Raw genomic sequence first — 17,575 nt, 5'->3', positions numbered from 1 at the left:
CCCCCAACGCAGACGGCTCCGGCGAACCGTAGTCACTTAGTTGGTCACTCAGGGACCAAGAGGGTGTCTCCCACTTAGGAGGCACCCTCTTTGACGTGCGAAAACAGGGTGGGCGCAGCAGGGTTCGAACCTGCGACCCCTTGCTTGTAAGGCAAGTGCTCTTCCGCTGAGCTATGCGCCCTTACCTCCGGCGGCACCCGGAAACGCCGCCGGAGGCAGGGAAATCACGCGGGCAGTTCGGCGACGGCCTTCTTCCACGCCTGCTGGTCACGCGCCTCACCGGGCGCGTTGACCTCCGCGAAGCGCACGACGCCATCCTTGTCGATCAGGAAGGTGCCACGCACCGCGAGCCCGGCGTCCTCGTTGAACACGCCGTACTTGCGGGCGACATCGCCGTGCGGCCAGAAGTCCGACAGCAGCGGGAACTGGTACCCCTGCTGCTCGGCCCATGCCTTGAGCGAGAACGGCGTGTCGACCGACACCCCGAGCACCTGTACGCCGCTGCCTTCGTATTCGGCGAACTCGTCCCGCAGCTGGCACAGCTCACCGGTGCAGATACCACTGAACGCGAACGGGTAGAACACCAGCAGCACCGGCTTGTCGCCCTGGAAGGACGACAACGTGACAGCCTGCCTGTTGTAGTCGTTGAGCGTGAAATCCGGGGCCTTCGAACCGACCTCGACCGCCATCCTGGTCACCTCTCGCGTCTCGCCATGTCTCTGCGAGCCCCAACCTTACCGGTCAGCGCTTGGACTTGGACTTGGGTGAGACCAGTTTCGTGCCGGCCCAGTTCGCCCCGACGCTGATGTTGGACGTCTGCGCGAGCCCGACCGTCGGTACCGCTTCGGCGATGTCACTCGGCTCGACGTGACCCGGCTGCCCGGTCTTGGGCGTCAGGACCCAGATCACACCGCTCTCGTCGAGCGGCGCGCGGGCGTCCATGATCGCGTCCACCAGGTCACCGTCGTCCTCCCGCCACCACAGCAGCACCACGTCGATGACCTCGTCGGCGTCTTCGTCGAGGAGCTCGCCGCCGATGTGCTCCTCGATCGCCGCACGCAGCTCGTCGTCGACGTCGGAGTCCCAGCCAATCTCCTGAACCACCATGTCCGGCTTGATGCCAAGCCTCTCGGCGACGCTGTTGTAGTCAGCGTCTCCAGCGGCGACCACTGCTTTCACTCCTCCAACTACGACGGGTGACCGGACTGGCCGATCACTCGAATACACGGATGGAGCTAGCGAACACGCCCGCGGCTCGCGACGCAACCGTCCACACCGGATCTGTGCCAACTCGTTTTCCACGGTAGGAGCCGTTCAGCCCAGCGGGCAGTCCTTCCGGACGGCTCGGCGACCCCGTGGAGTGAGCGTGACCTAGGGTGGAGGAGTCTCGCGCGCGCGTGCGCGTGTGGAGTATGCGAATCCAACCGCGGGACAGGCAGACGTTACCGCCGAGTAGCGATGACGGAGGCCCGGAAAAAGACGACGATGGCAGCAGCACACGCCCCCTCGGGCGTGTTCGACACGCGAGAGACAACTGGCGAGGAGATCCCTTGGCCCCCCGAAACGACCAGGCCGCACGCGAAGGCGCGGGCAACCGGCAGGCGCCGGCGCGGGTGCGTGTCATCCGCGACGGATTGGCCGCGTACCTGCCCGATATCGACCCGGAGGAAACCGCCGAATGGCTTGATTCCTTCGATGAGGCGCTCGCCCGCGGTGGGCAGCAACGCGCCCGGTATCTGATGCTGCGGATCCTGGAACGTGCCCGTGAGCGCAACATCGGCGTGCCGCCGCTCACAGCCACGGACTACGTGAACACGATTCCCACCGAGAACGAGCCGTGGTTCCCGGGCGACGAGGAGATCGAACGCCGCTACCGCGCGTACATCCGGTGGAACGCCGCGATCATGGTGCACCGGGCCCAGCGGCCCGGCGTCGGCGTCGGTGGCCACATCTCGACCTACGCCTCGTCGGCCGCGCTCTACGAGGTCGGCTTCAACCACTTCTTCCGCGGCAAGGACCATTCCGGCGGCGGTGACCAGGTCTTCTTCCAGGGCCACGCCTCGCCCGGGATGTACGCCCGCGCGTTCCTCGAGGGCAGGCTCAGCGAGCAGCAGCTCGACGGGTTCCGCCAGGAGTACAGCCACGCCGGTGAGGGCGGCGGCCTGCCGTCGTACCCGCACCCGCGGCTGATGCCGCACTTCTGGGAGAACCCGACGGTCTCCATGGGCCTGGGCCCGATGAATGCGATCTACCAGGCGCGGTTCAACCGCTACCTGCGTGACCGCGGGATCAAGGACACCTCCGACCAGCACGTGTGGGCATTCCTCGGTGACGGCGAGATGGACGAGCCGGAGTCCCGCGGCCTGATCCACGTCGCGGCCGGCGAGGGCCTTGACAACCTCACGTTCGTGATCAACTGCAACCTCCAGCGCCTCGACGGCCCGGTGCGCGGGAACGGCAAGATCATCCAGGAGCTCGAGGCCTACTTCCGTGGCGCGGGCTGGAACGTGATCAAGGTGATCTGGGGCCGCGAGTGGGACGCGCTGCTGCACGCCGACCGCGACGGCGCGCTGGTCAACTTGATGAACGTCACGCCGGACGGTGACTACCAGACCTACAAGGCGAACGACGGCGCGTATGTCCGCGAACACTTCTTCGGCCGCGACCCGCGGACGAAGGATCTGGTCAAGGACCTCACCGACGCCGAGATCTGGAACCTCAAGCGCGGTGGCCACGACTACCGCAAGGTGTACGCGGCGTACAAGGCCGCGATGGAGCACAACGGCCAGCCGACGGTGATCCTGGCGCACACCATCAAGGGTTACGGCCTCGGCCCGGCGTTCGAGGGTCGCAACGCCACGCACCAGATGAAGAAGCTCACCCTCGACGACCTGAAACTGTTCCGGGACGCGCAGCGCATCCCGATCAGCGACGCGCAGCTCGAGGAGAACCCGAAGCTGCCGCCGTACTACCACCCCGGCAAGAACTCGCCGGAGATCGAGTACATGATCGGCCGCCGTCGCGCGCTGGGCGGGTTCCTGCCGGAGCGGCGGCCCGACCGGGCCAAGGCGCTCGTGCTACCGGGCGACAAGCTGTACGAGGCCGTGCGCAAGGGATCGGGCAAGCAGGAGGTCGCCACCACGATGGCGTTCGTCCGGCTGGTCCGGGAACTGGCCAAGGACAAGGAAATCGGCTCGCGGATCGTGCCGATCATCCCCGACGAGGCACGCACGTTCGGGCTCGACTCGATGTTCCCGACGGCCAAGATCTACAACCCGCACGGCCAGACGTACACCTCGGTCGACGCCAATCTCATGTTGGCGTACAAGGAATCCGAGCACGGGCAGCTGCTGCACGAGGGCATCAACGAGGCCGGCTCGACGGCGTCGTTCACCGCGGTCGGCACGTCCTACGCCACGCACGGCGAGCCGATGATCCCGATCTACATCTTCTATTCGATGTTCGGGTTCCAGCGCACCGGTGACGGCCTGTACGCGGCGGCGGACCAGATGGCGCGCGGGTTCGTGCTGGGCGCCACGGCGGGCCGCACGACGCTGACCGGTGAGGGTTTGCAGCACGCGGACGGGCATTCGCTGCTGCTCGCGCACACCAACCCGGCGGTGGTCGCGTACGACCCGGCGTGGTCGTTCGAGATCGCGCACATCGTCAAGTCCGGTCTGCAACGGATGTACGGCGAGACCGGCCCGGACGGCAACGGGGAGAACGTCTTCTACTACCTGACGGTCTACAACGAGCCGTACCAGCAGCCCGCCGAGCCGGAGAACCTCGACGTGGACGGCCTCCTCAAGGGCCTTTACCGCTACGCCGAGGCGCCCGCCGGGGATGGTCCGGAGGCACAGATCCTGGTCTCGGGTGTGACCATGCCGGACGCGCTCAAGGCGCAGCGGCTACTCGCCGAGGACTGGGGTGTGCGGGCGGCGGTGTGGTCGGCCACGTCGTGGTCGGAGCTGCGCCGCGAGGCCGTCGACATCGACCGGCAGAACCTGCTGAACCCGGCCGGCGAGCAGCGCGTGCCGTACGTGACGCAGGTCCTCGGCGACGTGCGTGGCCCGGTCGTAGCGGTGTCGGACTGGATGCGCGCGGTGCCCGACCTGATCCGCCCGTGGGTACCGGGCGACATGATCACGCTGGGCACCGACGGGTTCGGCTTCTCCGACACCCGGCCCGCGGCGCGCCGGCATTTCCTGGTGGACGCCGAGTCGATCGTGGTCGCGACGCTGACCGGGTTGGCCCGCCGCGGCGAGGTCGAGCAGTCGAAGGTCGTCGACGCGGCGAAGAAGTACCGCATCGACGACGTGTCCGCGGCCGGTCCGCAGTTGTCGGACTCGGGTAACGCGTAACCGGCGTGCGGGGCGCCCTTCCGCGGGGCGCCCCGCACGATAGTCCACATAGGCCTTTCGCCCCTATCGGGCTGCCGTTGCCGCGAGGGACGCTCCGGGGATTGTCCGATCTCCGAGGGAGTTACCCGATGTCGGCTGAGGACGACGGGACGCGGCTGACGTTCGACCCGACCGTGACCCATGGCGCGGTGCTCTGGCTGTTCGCGGCGTTCGTCGTGACCTTCGTGGTGACCAGGACGGTCGTCCGGCTGATCCGGTCGGGCCGCGGCCCGTTCCGTGACACCACAGTCGGCGGAGTTCACGTGCATCACCACGTGTACGGGATTTTCCTGATGCTGGCCGCCGGGGTCGCCGAGTTCGTCTACACCCCGGGCACCCCGTGGGTGCAGATCTTCGCCGCGGTGTTCGGCGCCGGGGCCGCGCTCACGCTGGACGAGTTCGCGCTGTGGCTCTACCTGGACGACGTCTATTGGACCGAACAGGGCCGCAAGTCCGTCGACCTGGTCTTCGGGGCCGCGCTGGTGGGCCTGCTGCTCGTGCTGGGCGCACGGCCGTTCGAGGACACCGCGGGCGATGGCCGGATCTCGTTCGCGGTGACGATCGCGGTGAACCTGGTGTTCGCCCTCGTCGCACTACTCAAGGGCAAGACCGCCTCGGGTGTGGTGGGCCTGGTAGTGCCGCTCGTCGCGCTGGTTGCCGCCATCCGGCTGGCCAAACCGTCGTCGCCGTGGGCACGCAAGCGTTATCCCGTCGATTCGCGAAAATGGGAACGCGCCACGGCCCGGTTCCCCGAGGGCGGCCGTGCCCGCTGGACGCACCTCGTCGACCGGGTGGCCGGGTCCCCCGCGACACTCACCGAGCGGCGGCACTGATGTTCGCCCGCACCGTTTGCGCCGAACGGTTCCAGCTCCACCAGCCGTAAATCACCAACGCCGCGAACACGACGTAAACGGCCGCGGAGAAATACAAGCCCGAAGCGATCTGCAGCGCGACGAAAATCGCCGCGTCGGGCCACGGCGCCCACGACGCGTCCAGCGCGGTCAGCAGCAACGCCATCGCCACCGTGCCGGCACCGAAAACCGCCGCCATCACCAGCCGCTCGATGGGGCGCCCATGCCGTACCACGACGCCATAAACCGGATCCTTCCGGCGCGTCCACGCCCACCAGCCGTACAACGAAATCAGCAGAATCGCGATCTGCCGCGCGGCGAGCCCACCCAGTTGCGCAGAGGTATAGACCGCGAACAGCAACACGGTCGCACCCACCTGGACCGGCCACGTCCACAAGGTGCGGCGCTGCGCAAGGAAAACCACCGTGAGCGCGCACACCTGCCCCACCAATTCCGCGATCGAAATCCACTGCCCCAAAACGGTTACACCGTGCTGCAGAAAGCAGTTCACAGCACTGACAACTCGACCGTACGGTCCACGATTCCCGCACCGTGGGTAGCTGTCGATCTGCGGCCGTCCACCGGCGTTGCACTTTTGGGTGAGTATCAAGCCGGCGGGTGGCGGCGAAGATCCACAAGGTCCATAGTGGACTTACCGGTGGGGACCGGGGAGATGAGGCCGCTCGGAGCTTCGAGAAACCGAAGAGCCGGGCGGCCTCGCATTTACCCCCACCTGCTCGCGCTGGCGCGCTCGCCGGTGGGCGAGTCCGCGTAATTCTTGGGGGCCGAGCCCCCCAAACCCCCGCGGTGCGAGCTCCTTCCGGCCCAGCGTGGGCCCGTCCGTAGCAACCAGCCCTCTTCATCCGCTTTACAACCAGCAACTGCTGGGTTGTAAAGCCGCGCCGTAGGATTTGGGGATTATGGGTGGTCGTGGTCCCCGGGTGGGGAAGCATCATGGGCTTTCGGTGGGGACGTTGCGGGGGTTGGAGCGGGCGTCCGGGCGGTTGGCGTCCGCCAGCGTGGCGGCGATGGAACAGCGGTTGCCCTGGTTCAAGCGCCTGCCCGCCGACCAGCGGGCCAGCGTGCTGATGATCACCCAGACCGGCGCCGCCGGGTTCGTCGACTGGCTACGTGACTCCCAGGAAGCGCTCAAACTCACCAGCGAAGCGTTCCGCAGCGCACCCCAGGAACTGTCCCGCTGGATCAGCCTCCGCCAAGCCGTCGGACTGGTGCGGATGGCCATCGAGGTCTTCGAGGAGGAACTGCCCGCCTTCGCCGCCGACGACGCCGAACGCGCCGCCCTCATCGAAGGCATCCTCCGCTACGGGCGCGAAATCGCCTTCGCCACCGCCAACTCCTACGCCGCCGCGGCCGAAGCCCGCGGCGCCTGGGATGCCCGCCTCGAAGCACTCGTCGTCGACGGCATCGTCCGTGGCGACGCCGAGGAATCCGTCCTCTCCCGCGCCGCCGCACTCGGCTGGGACCCCGCCGCCATGGCCACCGTCGTTGCCGGAAGCCCCTCCTCGGACGACCCGCCCAGCGTCGTGTTCGACGTACGCCGGCTCGCCGCGCGCCTCGGCCGTCCTGTCCTGCTGAGCGTGCAAGGGTCCCGGCTGATCATCGTGGCGGGCGGGCCGGAAGAGGACATCGGCAAACTTGCCGTCGCCTTCGGAGAAGGACCCGTCGTCGCCGGGCCCACCGTCGCGAACCTCGGCGACGCCCACCGCAGCGCGGCCGAGGCGCTGTCCGGGCTCCGCGCCGTCGTCGGCTGGCCCGGCGCGCCACGGCCGGTCCGCTCCGCCGACCTGCTGCCCGAGCGCGCCCTGTCCGGCGACGCCGAAGCCGAACGCCTGCTCATCGAGGAAATCGCCCAGCCACTGGAAAACGCCGGGGAAACCGTGCTGCGCACCGTCGAGGCGTACCTGGAATCCGGCGGCGTGCTGGAAACCTGCGCCAAAAAACTGTTCGTGCACCCCAACACCGTGCGCTACCGGCTGCGCCGGGCCACCGAACTCACCGGCCGCAACCCCACCGACCCCCGTGACGCGCTTGTACTGCGCGTGGCGCTGATGATCGGCAGACTCGCCCGCGCCCGCGGCCTCTGGTGAGCGAACTCACTCCCCCGCACTGCCCGAACCATACAAGAGCTTCCCGTCGTCCACGGTGATCTGGCTGTCATATTTAGAGGGTCCCCACAAATTCGCCGCGCGGACTTGGTGAGTGGCGACATCCCGGTCATAGCCACGGACCGTGTTCCCTGGAGCAGTGACAGCTCTCCTCGCTCCCGGACAGGGGTCCCAGGCCCCCGGCATGTTCACGCCCTGGCTCGACCGCGACGGTACCCGCGAGAAGCTGCGAAGCTGGTCCGAGCGCACCGGGCTCGACCTCGTGCACCTCGGCACCGAGGCGGACGCCGAGACGATCCAGGACACCGCGATCACGCAGCCACTGATCGTCGCGCTGTCACTGCTGGCCTTCGAGGAACTGGACGACGTTCCCACCGACACGCCCGTGGCCGGGCACTCGGTCGGTGAGCTCGCCGCCGCAGCTATCGCCGGGGTGCTGTCGGCCTCCGACGCCGTCGCGCTCGCCGCCGTCCGCGGCGCCGAGATGGCCAAGGCCTGCGCCGCGGAGCCGACCAGCATGGCCGCCGTCATGCTCGGCGAGCCGGACCAAGTCGTCGCGTGGCTCGAGGACAACGGGCTGACCGCCGCGAACCGCAACGGTGCCGGGCAGATCGTGGCCTCCGGTGCCGCGGCCGCGATCGAACGCATCGTCGCCGAACCGCTCGAGGGCACGAAGGTGCGCGCGCTCAAAGTCGCGGGGGCCTTCCACACGCCGTACATGGCCCCGGCGGAGGAGGCGCTGCGCACACACGCCGCGTCGATCATCCCGCGGGACCCGGTGCGCCCCCTACTGTCCAATGCCGACGGCGCGGTCGTCACCAGTGGTGCGGAGTACCTCGACCGCCTCGTCAAGCAGGTCACGCGCCCCGTGCGCTGGGATCTGACCATGGACGGGCTGGCAGGCCTCGGCGTCACGGAGACGGTCGAGCTGCCCCCGGCCGGCACGCTCACCGGGCTGGTCAAGCGCCAGCTCAAGGGCATCGTCACCAAGACCGTCGCATTGAAAACCCCGGCGGAGCTGCCGGCTGCCGAGGAGGTCCTGTGACAACACTGCGCCTGAACCAGGGCCCCGCCGCGACCCGCGTCCTCGGGGTGGGCAGCTACCAGCCCGAGCGGATCGTCACCAATGACGAACTGTCCGAAGTCATGGACACCAACGACCAGTGGATCCGCGACCGCGTGGGAATCGTGGAGCGCCGGTTCGCCGAAAAGGACGAGCTGCTGGTCGACATGGCCGTCGCGGCGGGCATCAACGCGCTCGCCGACGCCGGGGTCGAACCGTCCGAAGTGGACACCGTGATCGTGCCGAACTGCACGATGCCCTCGCCCATCCCGAACGCCGCAGCGCAGGTGGCCGACCGGATCGGGATCAAGGCCGCCGGTGCGTTCGACCTCAACGCCGCGTGCGCCGGGTTCTGCTACGGCCTCGGCGTTGCCTCGGACCTCATCCGGTCCGGCTCCGCGGGCAAAGTGCTGGTGATCGGGGCGGAGAAGCTCACCGACGTGGTGGACCCGGGCGACCGCTCGACGGCGATCATCTTCGCCGACGGTGCGGGCGCCGCCGTGGTCGGGCCGTCCGACGAGCCGGGGATCGGCCCGGTGGCCTGGGGCAGCGCGGGTGACCTCGTCGAGACGATCCACATGCGGGAGCACCGGTTCCTGTTCCAGGAAGGCCAGGCCGTCTTCCGGTGGGCGACCACCCAGATCGCGCCGATCGCGTTCAAGGCGCTGGAGCTGGCGGGCGTTCAACCGTCCGAAGTGGACGTTCTGATCCCGCACCAGGCCAACCTGCGTATCGTCGAGGCGATCGCGAAGAAGCTGCGCGCGGGCGGCGCCCGTGCGGACATGATCGTCGCCGACGACATCAAGTTCTCCGGCAACACGTCGTCGGCGTCGATTCCGATGGCGCTGGATCACATGCGCAAGGCGGGGACGGTGAACAGCGGCGATGTCGTCCTGATGGTCGGCTTCGGCGCGGGACTGTCCTACGCCGGGCAGGTCGTCATCTGCCCGTGATACCACTTACCCCGGCAAGACCAGGAAAATCCAGAAAGGAACAACCTACAGTGGCGGACAAAGAAGAAATCCTCGCCGGCCTCGCGGAGATCGTGGAAGAGGTCGCCGGTGTCGCGCAGGACGACGTGAGCTCGGAGAAGTCCTTCGTGGACGACCTGGACATCGACTCGCTGTCCATGGTCGAGATCGCCGTGCAGGCCGAGGACAAGTTCGGGGTCAAGATCCCGGACGACGAGCTCGCCAACCTCAAGACCGTGGGTGACGCCGTCGACTACGTCGCGGCCAACTCGAAGTAAAGCCCCTTCTCTGCACACGATTCCTCAGGAGACTCCACATGAGCAACATCGACGTCGTGATCACCGGGCTGGGTGCGACCACGCCGCTCGGCGGGGACGTCGCGTCCACGTGGGACGGACTGCTCGCCGGCCGCAGCGGTATCCGCCGGATCGAAGCCGACTGGGTCGAGAAGTTCGACCTGCCGGTGAAGATCGGTGCGACACTCGCCGAGGAGCCCACGGAGAAACTCCCGCGTGTGCAGGCTCGCAGGCTGGACCGGTGTGAGCAGATCGCGATCATCGCAGCGCGGCAGGCATGGGCGGACGCCGGTTTCACGGCGCCGACGGACGAGCACAGCGACGTCGAGCCCGAGCGGCTCGGCGTGTCCATCGGCACCGGGATCGGCGGCCCGCTCACCCTGCTGGCCCAGGACGATCTGCTGGAAGAGCACGGCATCCGCAAGGTGTCGCCGCTGACCGTGCCCATGCTGATGCCCAACGGTCCCGCCGCGCAGGTGAGCATCGAGCTCAAGGCCCGCGCCGGAGTGCACTCGCCGGCGTCGGCGTGTGCCTCCGGTGCGGAGGGCATCGCCAACGGCTACCAGATGATCCAGAACGGCCGGGCCGACGTGGTGGTCGCCGGTGGTGCGGAGTCCTGCATCCACCCCATCACCATCGCCGGGTTCGCCCAGGCCAGGACGGTGTCGACGAACAACGGCGACCCGGCGCACGCGTCGCGGCCCTTCGACACCGCGCGCGACGGGTTCGTCCTCGGCGAGGGGTCGGGCGTGGTGGTCCTCGAGCGCGCGGACCGGGCGAAGGCGCGCGGCGCCAAGATCTACGGCCGGCTCGCCGGGTACGGGATCACCTCGGACGCTTACCACATCACCGGTAACCACCCCGAGGGCATCGGGCAGATCGCCGCGATGACGCACGCGATCCAGATGGCCGGGCTGACCAGCGCGGACGTCCAGCACGTCAACGCACACGCGACCGCCACCGTGGTCGGCGACATCGGCGAGGCGAACGCGATCCGCAAGGCGATCGGCTCACATGCGGTGGTGACCGCACCGAAGGGCGCGCTGGGACACCTCGTCGGCGGCGCGGGCGCGGTCGAAGGCATCGCGACGCTGCTGTCGCTCTACCACGGCATCGTGCCGGCGACGCTGAACCTGGACAACCTCGACCCGAAGGTCGAACTGGACGTCGTGTCCGGTGAGCCACGCAAGGGCGACTACACCGCGGCCCTGAGCAACTCGTTCGGCTTCGGCGGCCACAACACGGCGCTGCTGTTCACCGCCGCCTGAGACACGCGAATCCGGCCGGTCCCCGCGGGGACCGGCCGGATCAGCATTTGATGGCTTCGGGAGTGGTGTAACCGGCCACGGTGTCGACCTTCCAGTGGCCGGATTCCAGTGTCACCGGCAGCGTCAGCTTCCACTGCACGCAGGACGCGCCCGGCAGCTCCTGCGGGGCCGAGCGCGGGTCCTGGACGCTGGTGAACCCCAGCAGGACCCGCAGGTCCTGGCTGGACACTGCGTCGATCCGGTAGACGAGGATGCTGCCGTCCTTGGTGGACTCGAAATCCTGCAGCCAGGCCGCGCGCGATTTCGTCTGGATCCGCGCCTGGGTCACCGTGGTCTGCCACTGGTTGTAGTTGCGGTTGTTGATCGAGTCGAAATACGTCTGCAGCAGCAGCCGGATCACCTCGTGCTGCGGATGCGCCGCCGCGTCGGGGGTCAGTTCCACCGTCGACGGGCCGGGCTGCTGCCCGAGCGGGCGCGCCGTGGAGCTGGGCAGGGCGAGGATCGCGTCCGGCTGCTGATCGGGCACCCGGTAGAACTCTCTGGCCAGCAGCCCGCCGCCCACCATCAGCGACACGACCACGATGATCGTGGGCAGCAACCAGCGGTGAGGGCTCGACGAGGCCGGCACGGCTGACACATCGGCAGCCTAGTGCTTCCCGATCAACTCCCGTTCGCCAACCGGCCGTCCGCTGCACGAATGCATCGGACACCTGTCCCGAACGTCAGCCCACGCGGTGCAGCCAGGTGACGGGGGCGCCGTCACCGGCGTGCCGGAACGGTTCGAGGGCTTCGTCCCAGTTGGCGGCCAGCAGCTCGTCGAGCCGGTGCGCGAACGCCTCGCCCGCGCGGGCCTGACTCACCAGGGCACGCAACTGGTCCTCCCCGACCACGATGTCGCCGTTGGCGCTCGTCCGCCCGTGCCACAGGCCGAGCCCGGGCGCGTAGCAGTACCGCTCGCCATCGACCCCGGGGCTGGGGTCCTCGGTGACCTCGAAGCGCAGCATCGGCCACGCTTTCAACCCGGCGACCAGCTTCCCTGCCGTGCCGGCCGGCGCACTCCAGCCACACTCCGCACGGAGCTGCCCCGGTGCGGCGGGCTGCGCCGTCCACTTCAGATCCACTCGGGTACCCAACGTGCCCGAGATAGCCCACTCGACGTGCGGGCATACCGCAGACGGCGACGAGTGGACGTACACCACACCACGGGTGTTTCCACGGGTGCTCACTGCTGACCTCCGCTACTCGACGAGGGGCGTCTTCCCCTACGACCTCGCGAGCTTCGACGGCCTGGTAACTCGTGGCGTGGCCTTCCACATTGTGCACTGCGATCACCTGTTTGGCCACATGAACCTCAGGAGTCGCAGGTATCTCAAGGAAATGAGGGACCCCTTCACCCGAAGAGGTCCCTCACCGTAGTTATCCGGCTGCGCCGAGAGACCGGGCGGCCGCCACGGCGTCCACAAGCCCGGTTCCCTTGTCGTAGCTGGAAGTGTAGGACCCGGCCGCCTGGTACGGCGCGCCGTTCGAGTACTTGTACGCGGTTGCTTTGATGGCGTTCTCGACCTGTCCCGGCGTCGCACCGGGATCGGCCTGGAACAACTGCGCGACGATCCCGGTGATCTGCGGGGCCGCCATCGACGTTCCGCTGATCACGTTATAGGTCCCGAGATCCAGTGCACCGGGGCCGTTTTCCGGCTGCAGTCCCTGCGCGCAGATGGCCAGATACGGCCGGCACGAAGACACGATGTTCTCGCCCGGCGCCGACACGTCGGGCCAGCTCGCCGGGTTGCTTGCCAGGCCACGCGAGGAGTAGGCCGACACCGTGCCGTCCCGGGTGCCCGTGCCCTGGTCGTTGTAGGAGGCCACGGAAATGATGCCCGGTGTCGGGTCCTGGCCCGGCGGGTTCGACAGGTCGGCCGAACCGTCGCCGCCGTCGTTTCCGTTGGCCCACACCGTGACCACGCCCTCCGCGGCGAGCGCACGCTGTAACTGGACGGTCGCGGAGTTCGGGTCGAAGCTCCCGCCACCACTGGGACCGTAGGAGTTGTTGATCACCTTGATCGGCGGGCAGGTCGAGGCCGGGACACCCGGTCCGCACGGCGCATTGTGGTTTTCCAGCACCCAGTTCAGCGCGGCGTCGGTGCCCAGGACGAGGATCGCGAGCCCGGTCGAGAGCGAGACGATCTTCGCGCCTGGGGCGGAGCCGCCGACCTTCGTCCCGTCGGGCAGCGTGTAGGCGTTGCCGGCGGCGATTCCGGTGACATGCGTGCCGTGCCCGCCCAGCGACGTGGTGTCCGTGTCGACCGACGTGGGCACGTCGACGATGCAGGATGTGGCGGTTCCGCTGGTACACAAGCTCTTGAGGCTGCGCACGACGCGGGTCTTGCCGCCTGTCTGGAAAGCCGGGTGGGTCGGGTCCACACCGGTGTCGATGATCGCGACGGAAACCCCGCTGCCGTCCAGTGCCTTGCCGTTCGCGCCCGTCAACGTCGCCTGTGCTTCGGCGCTGCGGGTGGCCGTCGTGCCGGAACTCCCGTGCGTGGCAAGCCGATCGTTGTTCTCGACGTAGGTCACTCCCGCGACCCGGCGGGCCGCGCGGACCTGCGCGACGGTGCCCTTCGCGGCGACCACACCGATTTTCGTGAATCTGGCGAGCTCCGTCAGGCCGGCTTGGCGCACCGCGCGTTCGGCGGTGGTGACGTTCTTGGCATGCACCAGCGTCGTCAGCTCGCCGGCCGCGGAACCCTTGCCCAGCAACGTACTCAGGGTGCGGGAAACCGGGGCAAGCGATCCCGCGGCGTCCGCCGGGGCCGCCGTGCTCATGGGCAGGACGAGGACGGCGGCGATCGCGGACGATCGTTTCCACCAGGTGGAGCTCCAGCGCATTCGGCATCTCCTCGGTTGAAACGGTCAGCAGGCGAAACCTACTAACGAGTTACATCCCAAAGAGTGATGTCGATAACGAAGGATGACGCTTGGGCAGAAGGGCGTGAGATTTTCACACTGCCGGCCCATCGGCCAGTAACCGCACGCTACCGTGTGCACTCAGCAGCGACCGTTAGGGGAGGATCAGGTGCGGCTCGTCCGCCTCGGGCACCAGCCGTCTCGTGTCGCCGACGACATCCGCGCCGCGCTGGCCTCACTCGGCCGGGGCGAGACCGTCGTCGGCGGGGTCGCGCTGATCGGGGCGCGGCCGATCCCCTCGGTCCGCAGCGTCGACGCGATGGTGGTGATGCCGCGCGGGGTGCTGATCGTGCTCGGCGTCGATCTGCCTGACCCGGCGATGAAACTCGAGGCGCCGCTCACCGGACCGTGGAAAGCGGACGGGTGGCCGTTGCCCGTGCCGGACAAGGCGATGAACCCGGCCGCACCCAAACTCGCGCTCGCCGAACTGATCACCAGGCAGCTGCGGCCCAACGTGCCTGCCGCGCTGCCGATCGGCACGATCCTCGCGGTGGGCCCGTTCGTCAACGAGGTCGACCAGCCGCCCACGGACGTCAGCGGGCAGGTGCGGGTGCTGCATCCGACCGCGACGCACATGCTCGCGGCGACCGTGTCGCTCGCCGCCGCATCGCGGGCTTGTTCGGTCGAGGAGGCCCGCACCCTGCTGAAAACGCTTGCGCCGGAAGCACAACCGCTGTCGGACGAAATGCTCGCGGCGGAAGGCTTCGCCGGGGAAGCACCCGAAACGACCGAGAAAATCCTGCCGCCGTCACCGGAAAAGACAGACAAGATTGCGTCTCCGCCGCCGCCTCCTCCGCCGCTGAGACCGCCGGTCGTGGCCCCGCCGCCACCGGCGCCCGTCGAGGTCACCACCCCGGTTCCGCGCATCGCGGCGGCGGCCCCGGTCCGCGTGCCGGTCACGACGAAACCCCGGACGGTGCGCTGGCTGCCGTTCGCGGCGATCGGGCTCCTGGCCGTATTGCTGGTGACGGCCATCGTGTTCGCGATCGGTGGCACCACAGGGGAAAGCGCGGCGCCACCGGTTCAAGTTGCCAATGGCATCTCGCTGACTCAGCGTGCGGCCGCGAGCGATGGCAAATGCGCGGCGCATGCGGTCGGCGATCTGCAGGCGAGCTTGCAGAAGACGGGATGCGTCAGTATGCGGCGCGCGAGTTTCGAGGCGACGGTGGACGGGAAACCGGTCGCGGTTTCGGTGGCGGTGGTGACATTCGGCGACGCCGCGGCGGCGGCCGCGTTCAAGAAGGCCGCCGACACCCCGGGCGGCGGAACCGTCACCGATCTCGCCGGGGAAACCCGGAAATGGTCCCGCACGCCGCATTTCGACGGCACCGGCGCGTACCTGAGCGCGGCGGACGGGGCCGAGGTGCGGCTGGCGCTGGCGGCATGGTTCGACCAACCGTCGAGCGCCGAAGACCCGGCCCTGCTCCGCGCCGCACGGGCCGGGGTGACGGCGAAGATTTCCTAGAGCCCGTAGGTTTCCAGCAGCCGCAGCCAGACTTCACTGATCGTCGGGAACGCGGGCACGGCATGCCAGAGGCGATGCAACGGCACCTCACCGACGATGGCGATCGTCGCCGCGTGCAGCAGATCCGCCACGTCCTGTCCGACGAACGTGACGCCGACGAGCACGTCGCGTTCGGTGTCCACCACCATCCGCGCCTTGCCGTGATAGCCGTCCGCGTGCAGCGACGAACCGGCGACCGCGATGTCGATATCGACCGCACGGTGCGGTTTCCCGTCCTGAGGTGACGCCACGCCGACGGAGGCCACCTCGGGGTCGGTGAACACGACCTGCGGTACGGCATGGTGGTCGGCGGTGCTCGCGTACCGGCTCCACGCCGCTTCACCGACCGGCTCGCCCGCCGCACTCGCGACGATCACGTCGCCCGCGATCCGCGCCGCGTACTTACCCTGGTGGGTCAGCGGCGCCCGCCCGGTCACGTCACCGGCCGCATACAGCCAACCACCGTCCACATCAGACACCAACCCGGAGTCGCGGGTGGTCAGCGTCGAGCCCGGCTTGAGCCCGACCGCCTCCAACCCCAGCTCGTCGGTGGCCGGACGGCGGCCCGTCGCGACGAGCAGCTTGTCCACGATGAGGGTCTGCCCGCCGGTGAGTTCGAGCCGGGCCGCTCCGTCCACTTCGGAGGCCGCGACGAGCCCCGAGTTCGCGTGCACCCGCACGCCGTCCTCGGTCAGGCCCTCGACAACGAGATCGCCCGCGAAATCCGGGTACCTCGGCAGCGGGCGCGGGCCGGTGATGACGAGATCCACCTGTGCCCCGAGCCGCGCCCACGCCTGCGCCATCTCGACCCCGACGACCCCGCCACCGAGGATCCCGAGCCGGCCGGGTACCTCACTCGCCGACGTGGCATCACGTGAACCCCACACGGGGATCTGGTCGAGACCGGGGATGTCCGGCAGTTTCGGCGAACTGCCGGTGCACACGACCACGGCGTGCACCGCACGCAGCACGTGGTCACCGTCCACTGTGACCTCTCGTTCGCCGGTGATCCTGGCGTGCCCGCGGCGGGTCTCGATGTTCGCGCCGTGTGCCCACTCGACCTGACCCGAGTCGTCCCCTTTCGCAGTGAACTCGTCCCGCCGCTGGAAAACCTTGCTCGCATCGAGCGCGCCGTGCACGGGGACACCGGGCAGGCGCCGCGCGGCGGCGAGCGCGTTTCCCGGGCGCAACAAGGCTTTGCTCGGGATGCAGGCCCAGTACGAGCATTCGCCGCCGAACCGTTCATGGTCCACCAGCACCGTTTTCAGCCCGCCACGCGCGGCTCGCTCGGCGGCGTTCTCCCCCACGGGACCGCCGCCGATCACCACCACGTCGAAAGTCTCCTCGGTCATCTGCTCAGCGCACACCAGGCAAGCGCGGCACGCAAGCGGGGGGAGGTATTCTCACCGAAGCAATTCGAGCACGGGAGGTTTCGGTGGCCAAGAACACCGCGGTGCAGTTACTGGACGACCTGAACGGCGAGCCGGCCCAGGAGCAGGTCCGGTTCGGCCTGGACGGTGTCGACTACGACATCGATCTCTCCGACGACAACGCGGATAGCCTCCGGGCGCTTCTGGCGCCGTATGTTCAGCACGGCCGCCGCACCGGTGGCCGCAAGCGCCAGCCGCGCCGACTGGCCCCGCCGACTCGCGGGCGCAAGAAGGCGGCGAATTCCCGTACGGCGGCAAAGAAAACCGCAGAAGCACCGGCGAGCCGCAAGCAGGCAAGCACGAAGACGACGACCGCGGCGAAGTCCGCCACCACGAAGGCGGCTCCGGCGAAGACGACCGCGGCGAAGTCGACCGCGGCGAAGTCGACGGCGAAGAAAACCACGACAACAAAAAAGGCGGCCCCCGCGAAATCGGCGGCCACCACCGCGAAAACACCCGCCAAGACGAGCACCGCGAAATCGCGCACGACGAAGCCGGCTTCGAAATCGACGCCCGCCGCGAAGTCGTCCGGCGCGAAGACCACCGCGAAAAAGCCCGCCGCGGCGAAGAAGGCGACCACCACCGAGAAGGCACCGCGCCGGAGCACCCGCAAGGCCCCGCCGGTCCTGTTCTCGAACGCCGACTGATACACCGCTGACGAACGGGTGCGGACGGCGCGATTCGACGCGCCGTCCGCACCCG

16 protein-coding genes and 1 tRNA gene are annotated in these 17,575 nt (G+C 68.6%); 9 read left to right on the top strand and 8 right to left on the bottom strand.

Going from position 1 to position 17,575, the window contains the following annotated elements; all coding sequences use genetic code 11:
• Positions 1-109: 109 nt before the first annotated feature.
• From GKO32_RS02510 to GKO32_RS02500, 3 genes are all read right to left on the bottom strand, one after another.
• Positions 110-181, bottom strand: a tRNA-Val gene (locus GKO32_RS02510).
• Positions 182-224: 43 nt separating this feature from the next.
• Positions 225-689, bottom strand: coding sequence for a peroxiredoxin (locus GKO32_RS02505; RefSeq protein ID WP_154755065.1), 465 nt, complete (start codon positions 687-689; stop codon positions 225-227).
• Between the two features lie 52 nt (positions 690-741).
• On the bottom strand, positions 742-1,170 hold the full coding sequence (locus tag GKO32_RS02500) for a DUF3052 domain-containing protein (RefSeq protein ID WP_312867443.1): 429 nt from the start codon (positions 1,168-1,170) through the stop codon (positions 742-744).
• Positions 1,171-1,550: 380 nt separating this feature from the next.
• On the opposite strand from GKO32_RS02500, the gene aceE reads away from it, so the two are divergent.
• Positions 1,551-4,361, top strand: coding sequence for a pyruvate dehydrogenase (acetyl-transferring), homodimeric type (gene aceE, locus GKO32_RS02495; RefSeq protein WP_154755064.1), 2,811 nt, complete (start codon positions 1,551-1,553; stop codon positions 4,359-4,361).
• Positions 4,362-4,489: 128 nt separating this feature from the next.
• Positions 4,490-5,233, top strand: a complete 744-nt coding sequence (locus GKO32_RS02490) for a hypothetical protein (protein WP_154755063.1) — start codon at positions 4,490-4,492, stop codon at positions 5,231-5,233.
• Here the strand turns inward: GKO32_RS02490 and GKO32_RS02485 are convergent.
• Positions 5,214-5,762, bottom strand: a complete 549-nt coding sequence (locus GKO32_RS02485; protein WP_312867442.1) for a nicotinamide mononucleotide transporter family protein — start codon at positions 5,760-5,762, stop codon at positions 5,214-5,216. The two genes, GKO32_RS02490 and GKO32_RS02485, sit on opposite strands and share 20 nt — an antisense overlap.
• A 409-nt stretch (positions 5,763-6,171) precedes the next feature.
• Between GKO32_RS02485 and GKO32_RS02480 the strand changes: the two genes are divergently transcribed.
• From GKO32_RS02480 to GKO32_RS02460, 5 genes are all read left to right on the top strand, one after another.
• The gene (locus GKO32_RS02480; protein ID WP_154755062.1) at positions 6,172-7,359 is read left to right on the top strand and encodes a PucR family transcriptional regulator; all 1,188 of its coding nucleotides are present in this window, start codon (positions 6,172-6,174) and stop codon (positions 7,357-7,359) included.
• 142 nt (positions 7,360-7,501) lie between these two features.
• Complete coding sequence (locus tag GKO32_RS02475; RefSeq protein ID WP_312867441.1) at positions 7,502-8,422, top strand: ACP S-malonyltransferase; 921 nt, start codon at positions 7,502-7,504, stop codon at positions 8,420-8,422.
• The gene (locus GKO32_RS02470) at positions 8,419-9,393 is read left to right on the top strand and encodes a beta-ketoacyl-ACP synthase III (protein ID WP_312867440.1); all 975 of its coding nucleotides are present in this window, start codon (positions 8,419-8,421) and stop codon (positions 9,391-9,393) included. Before GKO32_RS02475 ends, GKO32_RS02470 begins: the two co-directional genes overlap by 4 nt.
• 50 nt (positions 9,394-9,443) lie before the next feature.
• Complete coding sequence (locus GKO32_RS02465; RefSeq protein ID WP_139099344.1) at positions 9,444-9,689, top strand: acyl carrier protein; 246 nt, start codon at positions 9,444-9,446, stop codon at positions 9,687-9,689.
• A gap of 38 nt (positions 9,690-9,727) precedes the next feature.
• Positions 9,728-10,975, top strand: a complete 1,248-nt coding sequence (locus GKO32_RS02460) for a beta-ketoacyl-[acyl-carrier-protein] synthase family protein (protein WP_154755061.1) — start codon at positions 9,728-9,730, stop codon at positions 10,973-10,975.
• A 40-nt stretch (positions 10,976-11,015) separates the two neighbouring features.
• On the opposite strand, the gene GKO32_RS02455 is transcribed toward GKO32_RS02460, so the two are convergent.
• The 3 genes from GKO32_RS02455 to GKO32_RS02445 all read right to left on the bottom strand — a co-directional run bounded on the left by GKO32_RS02455 (position 11,016) and on the right by GKO32_RS02445 (position 13,861).
• On the bottom strand, positions 11,016-11,612 hold the full coding sequence (locus GKO32_RS02455; RefSeq protein WP_312867439.1) for a hypothetical protein: 597 nt from the start codon (positions 11,610-11,612) through the stop codon (positions 11,016-11,018).
• 85 nt (positions 11,613-11,697) lie between these two features.
• Complete coding sequence (locus tag GKO32_RS02450) at positions 11,698-12,201, bottom strand: DUF3145 domain-containing protein (protein WP_312867438.1); 504 nt, start codon at positions 12,199-12,201, stop codon at positions 11,698-11,700.
• Positions 12,202-12,391: 190 nt separating this feature from the next.
• Positions 12,392-13,861, bottom strand: a complete 1,470-nt coding sequence (locus GKO32_RS02445) for a S8 family serine peptidase (RefSeq protein ID WP_154755060.1) — start codon at positions 13,859-13,861, stop codon at positions 12,392-12,394.
• A gap of 187 nt (positions 13,862-14,048) precedes the next feature.
• Here GKO32_RS02445 and GKO32_RS02440 point away from each other — a divergent pair, with 187 nt between their 5' ends.
• Entirely contained in the window at positions 14,049-15,404 is a 1,356-nt protein-coding gene (locus tag GKO32_RS02440; RefSeq protein ID WP_312867437.1) for a hypothetical protein, read from the top strand.
• On the opposite strand, the gene GKO32_RS02435 is transcribed toward GKO32_RS02440, so the two are convergent.
• Entirely contained in the window at positions 15,401-16,795 is a 1,395-nt protein-coding gene (locus tag GKO32_RS02435; protein WP_154755059.1) for a dihydrolipoyl dehydrogenase family protein, read from the bottom strand. The two genes, GKO32_RS02440 and GKO32_RS02435, sit on opposite strands and share 4 nt — an antisense overlap.
• A gap of 83 nt (positions 16,796-16,878) precedes the next feature.
• Here GKO32_RS02435 and GKO32_RS02430 point away from each other — a divergent pair, with 83 nt between their 5' ends.
• Positions 16,879-17,520 carry a histone-like nucleoid-structuring protein Lsr2 gene (locus GKO32_RS02430; RefSeq protein ID WP_312867436.1) on the top strand — a complete coding sequence of 214 codons (642 nt, stop codon included), beginning with the start codon at positions 16,879-16,881 and terminating at the stop codon, positions 17,518-17,520.
• Positions 17,521-17,575 lie beyond the last annotated feature (55 nt).

The sequence above is a fragment of the Amycolatopsis pithecellobii genome, assembly GCF_009707865.1.
Taxonomy (GTDB): domain Bacteria; phylum Actinomycetota; class Actinomycetes; order Mycobacteriales; family Pseudonocardiaceae; genus Amycolatopsis_E; species Amycolatopsis_E pithecellobii.
Note: the sequence above shows the minus strand (reverse complement) of the source record. Positions and strands in the feature narration are given on the sequence as shown.

Coding starts and splice junctions, on each gene's coding strand:
- GKO32_RS02505 (WP_154755065.1), bottom strand. CDS start 689: ATGGCGGTCGAGGTCGGTTCGAAGGCCCCGGATTTCACGCTCAACGAC.
- GKO32_RS02490 (WP_154755063.1), top strand. CDS start 4,490: ATGTCGGCTGAGGACGACGGGACGCGGCTGACGTTCGACCCGACCGTG.
- GKO32_RS02445 (WP_154755060.1), bottom strand. CDS start 13,861: ATGCGCTGGAGCTCCACCTGGTGGAAACGATCGTCCGCGATCGCCGCC.
- GKO32_RS02460 (WP_154755061.1), top strand. CDS start 9,728: ATGAGCAACATCGACGTCGTGATCACCGGGCTGGGTGCGACCACGCCG.
- GKO32_RS02480 (WP_154755062.1), top strand. CDS start 6,172: ATGGGTGGTCGTGGTCCCCGGGTGGGGAAGCATCATGGGCTTTCGGTG.
- GKO32_RS02435 (WP_154755059.1), bottom strand. CDS start 16,795: ATGACCGAGGAGACTTTCGACGTGGTGGTGATCGGCGGCGGTCCCGTG.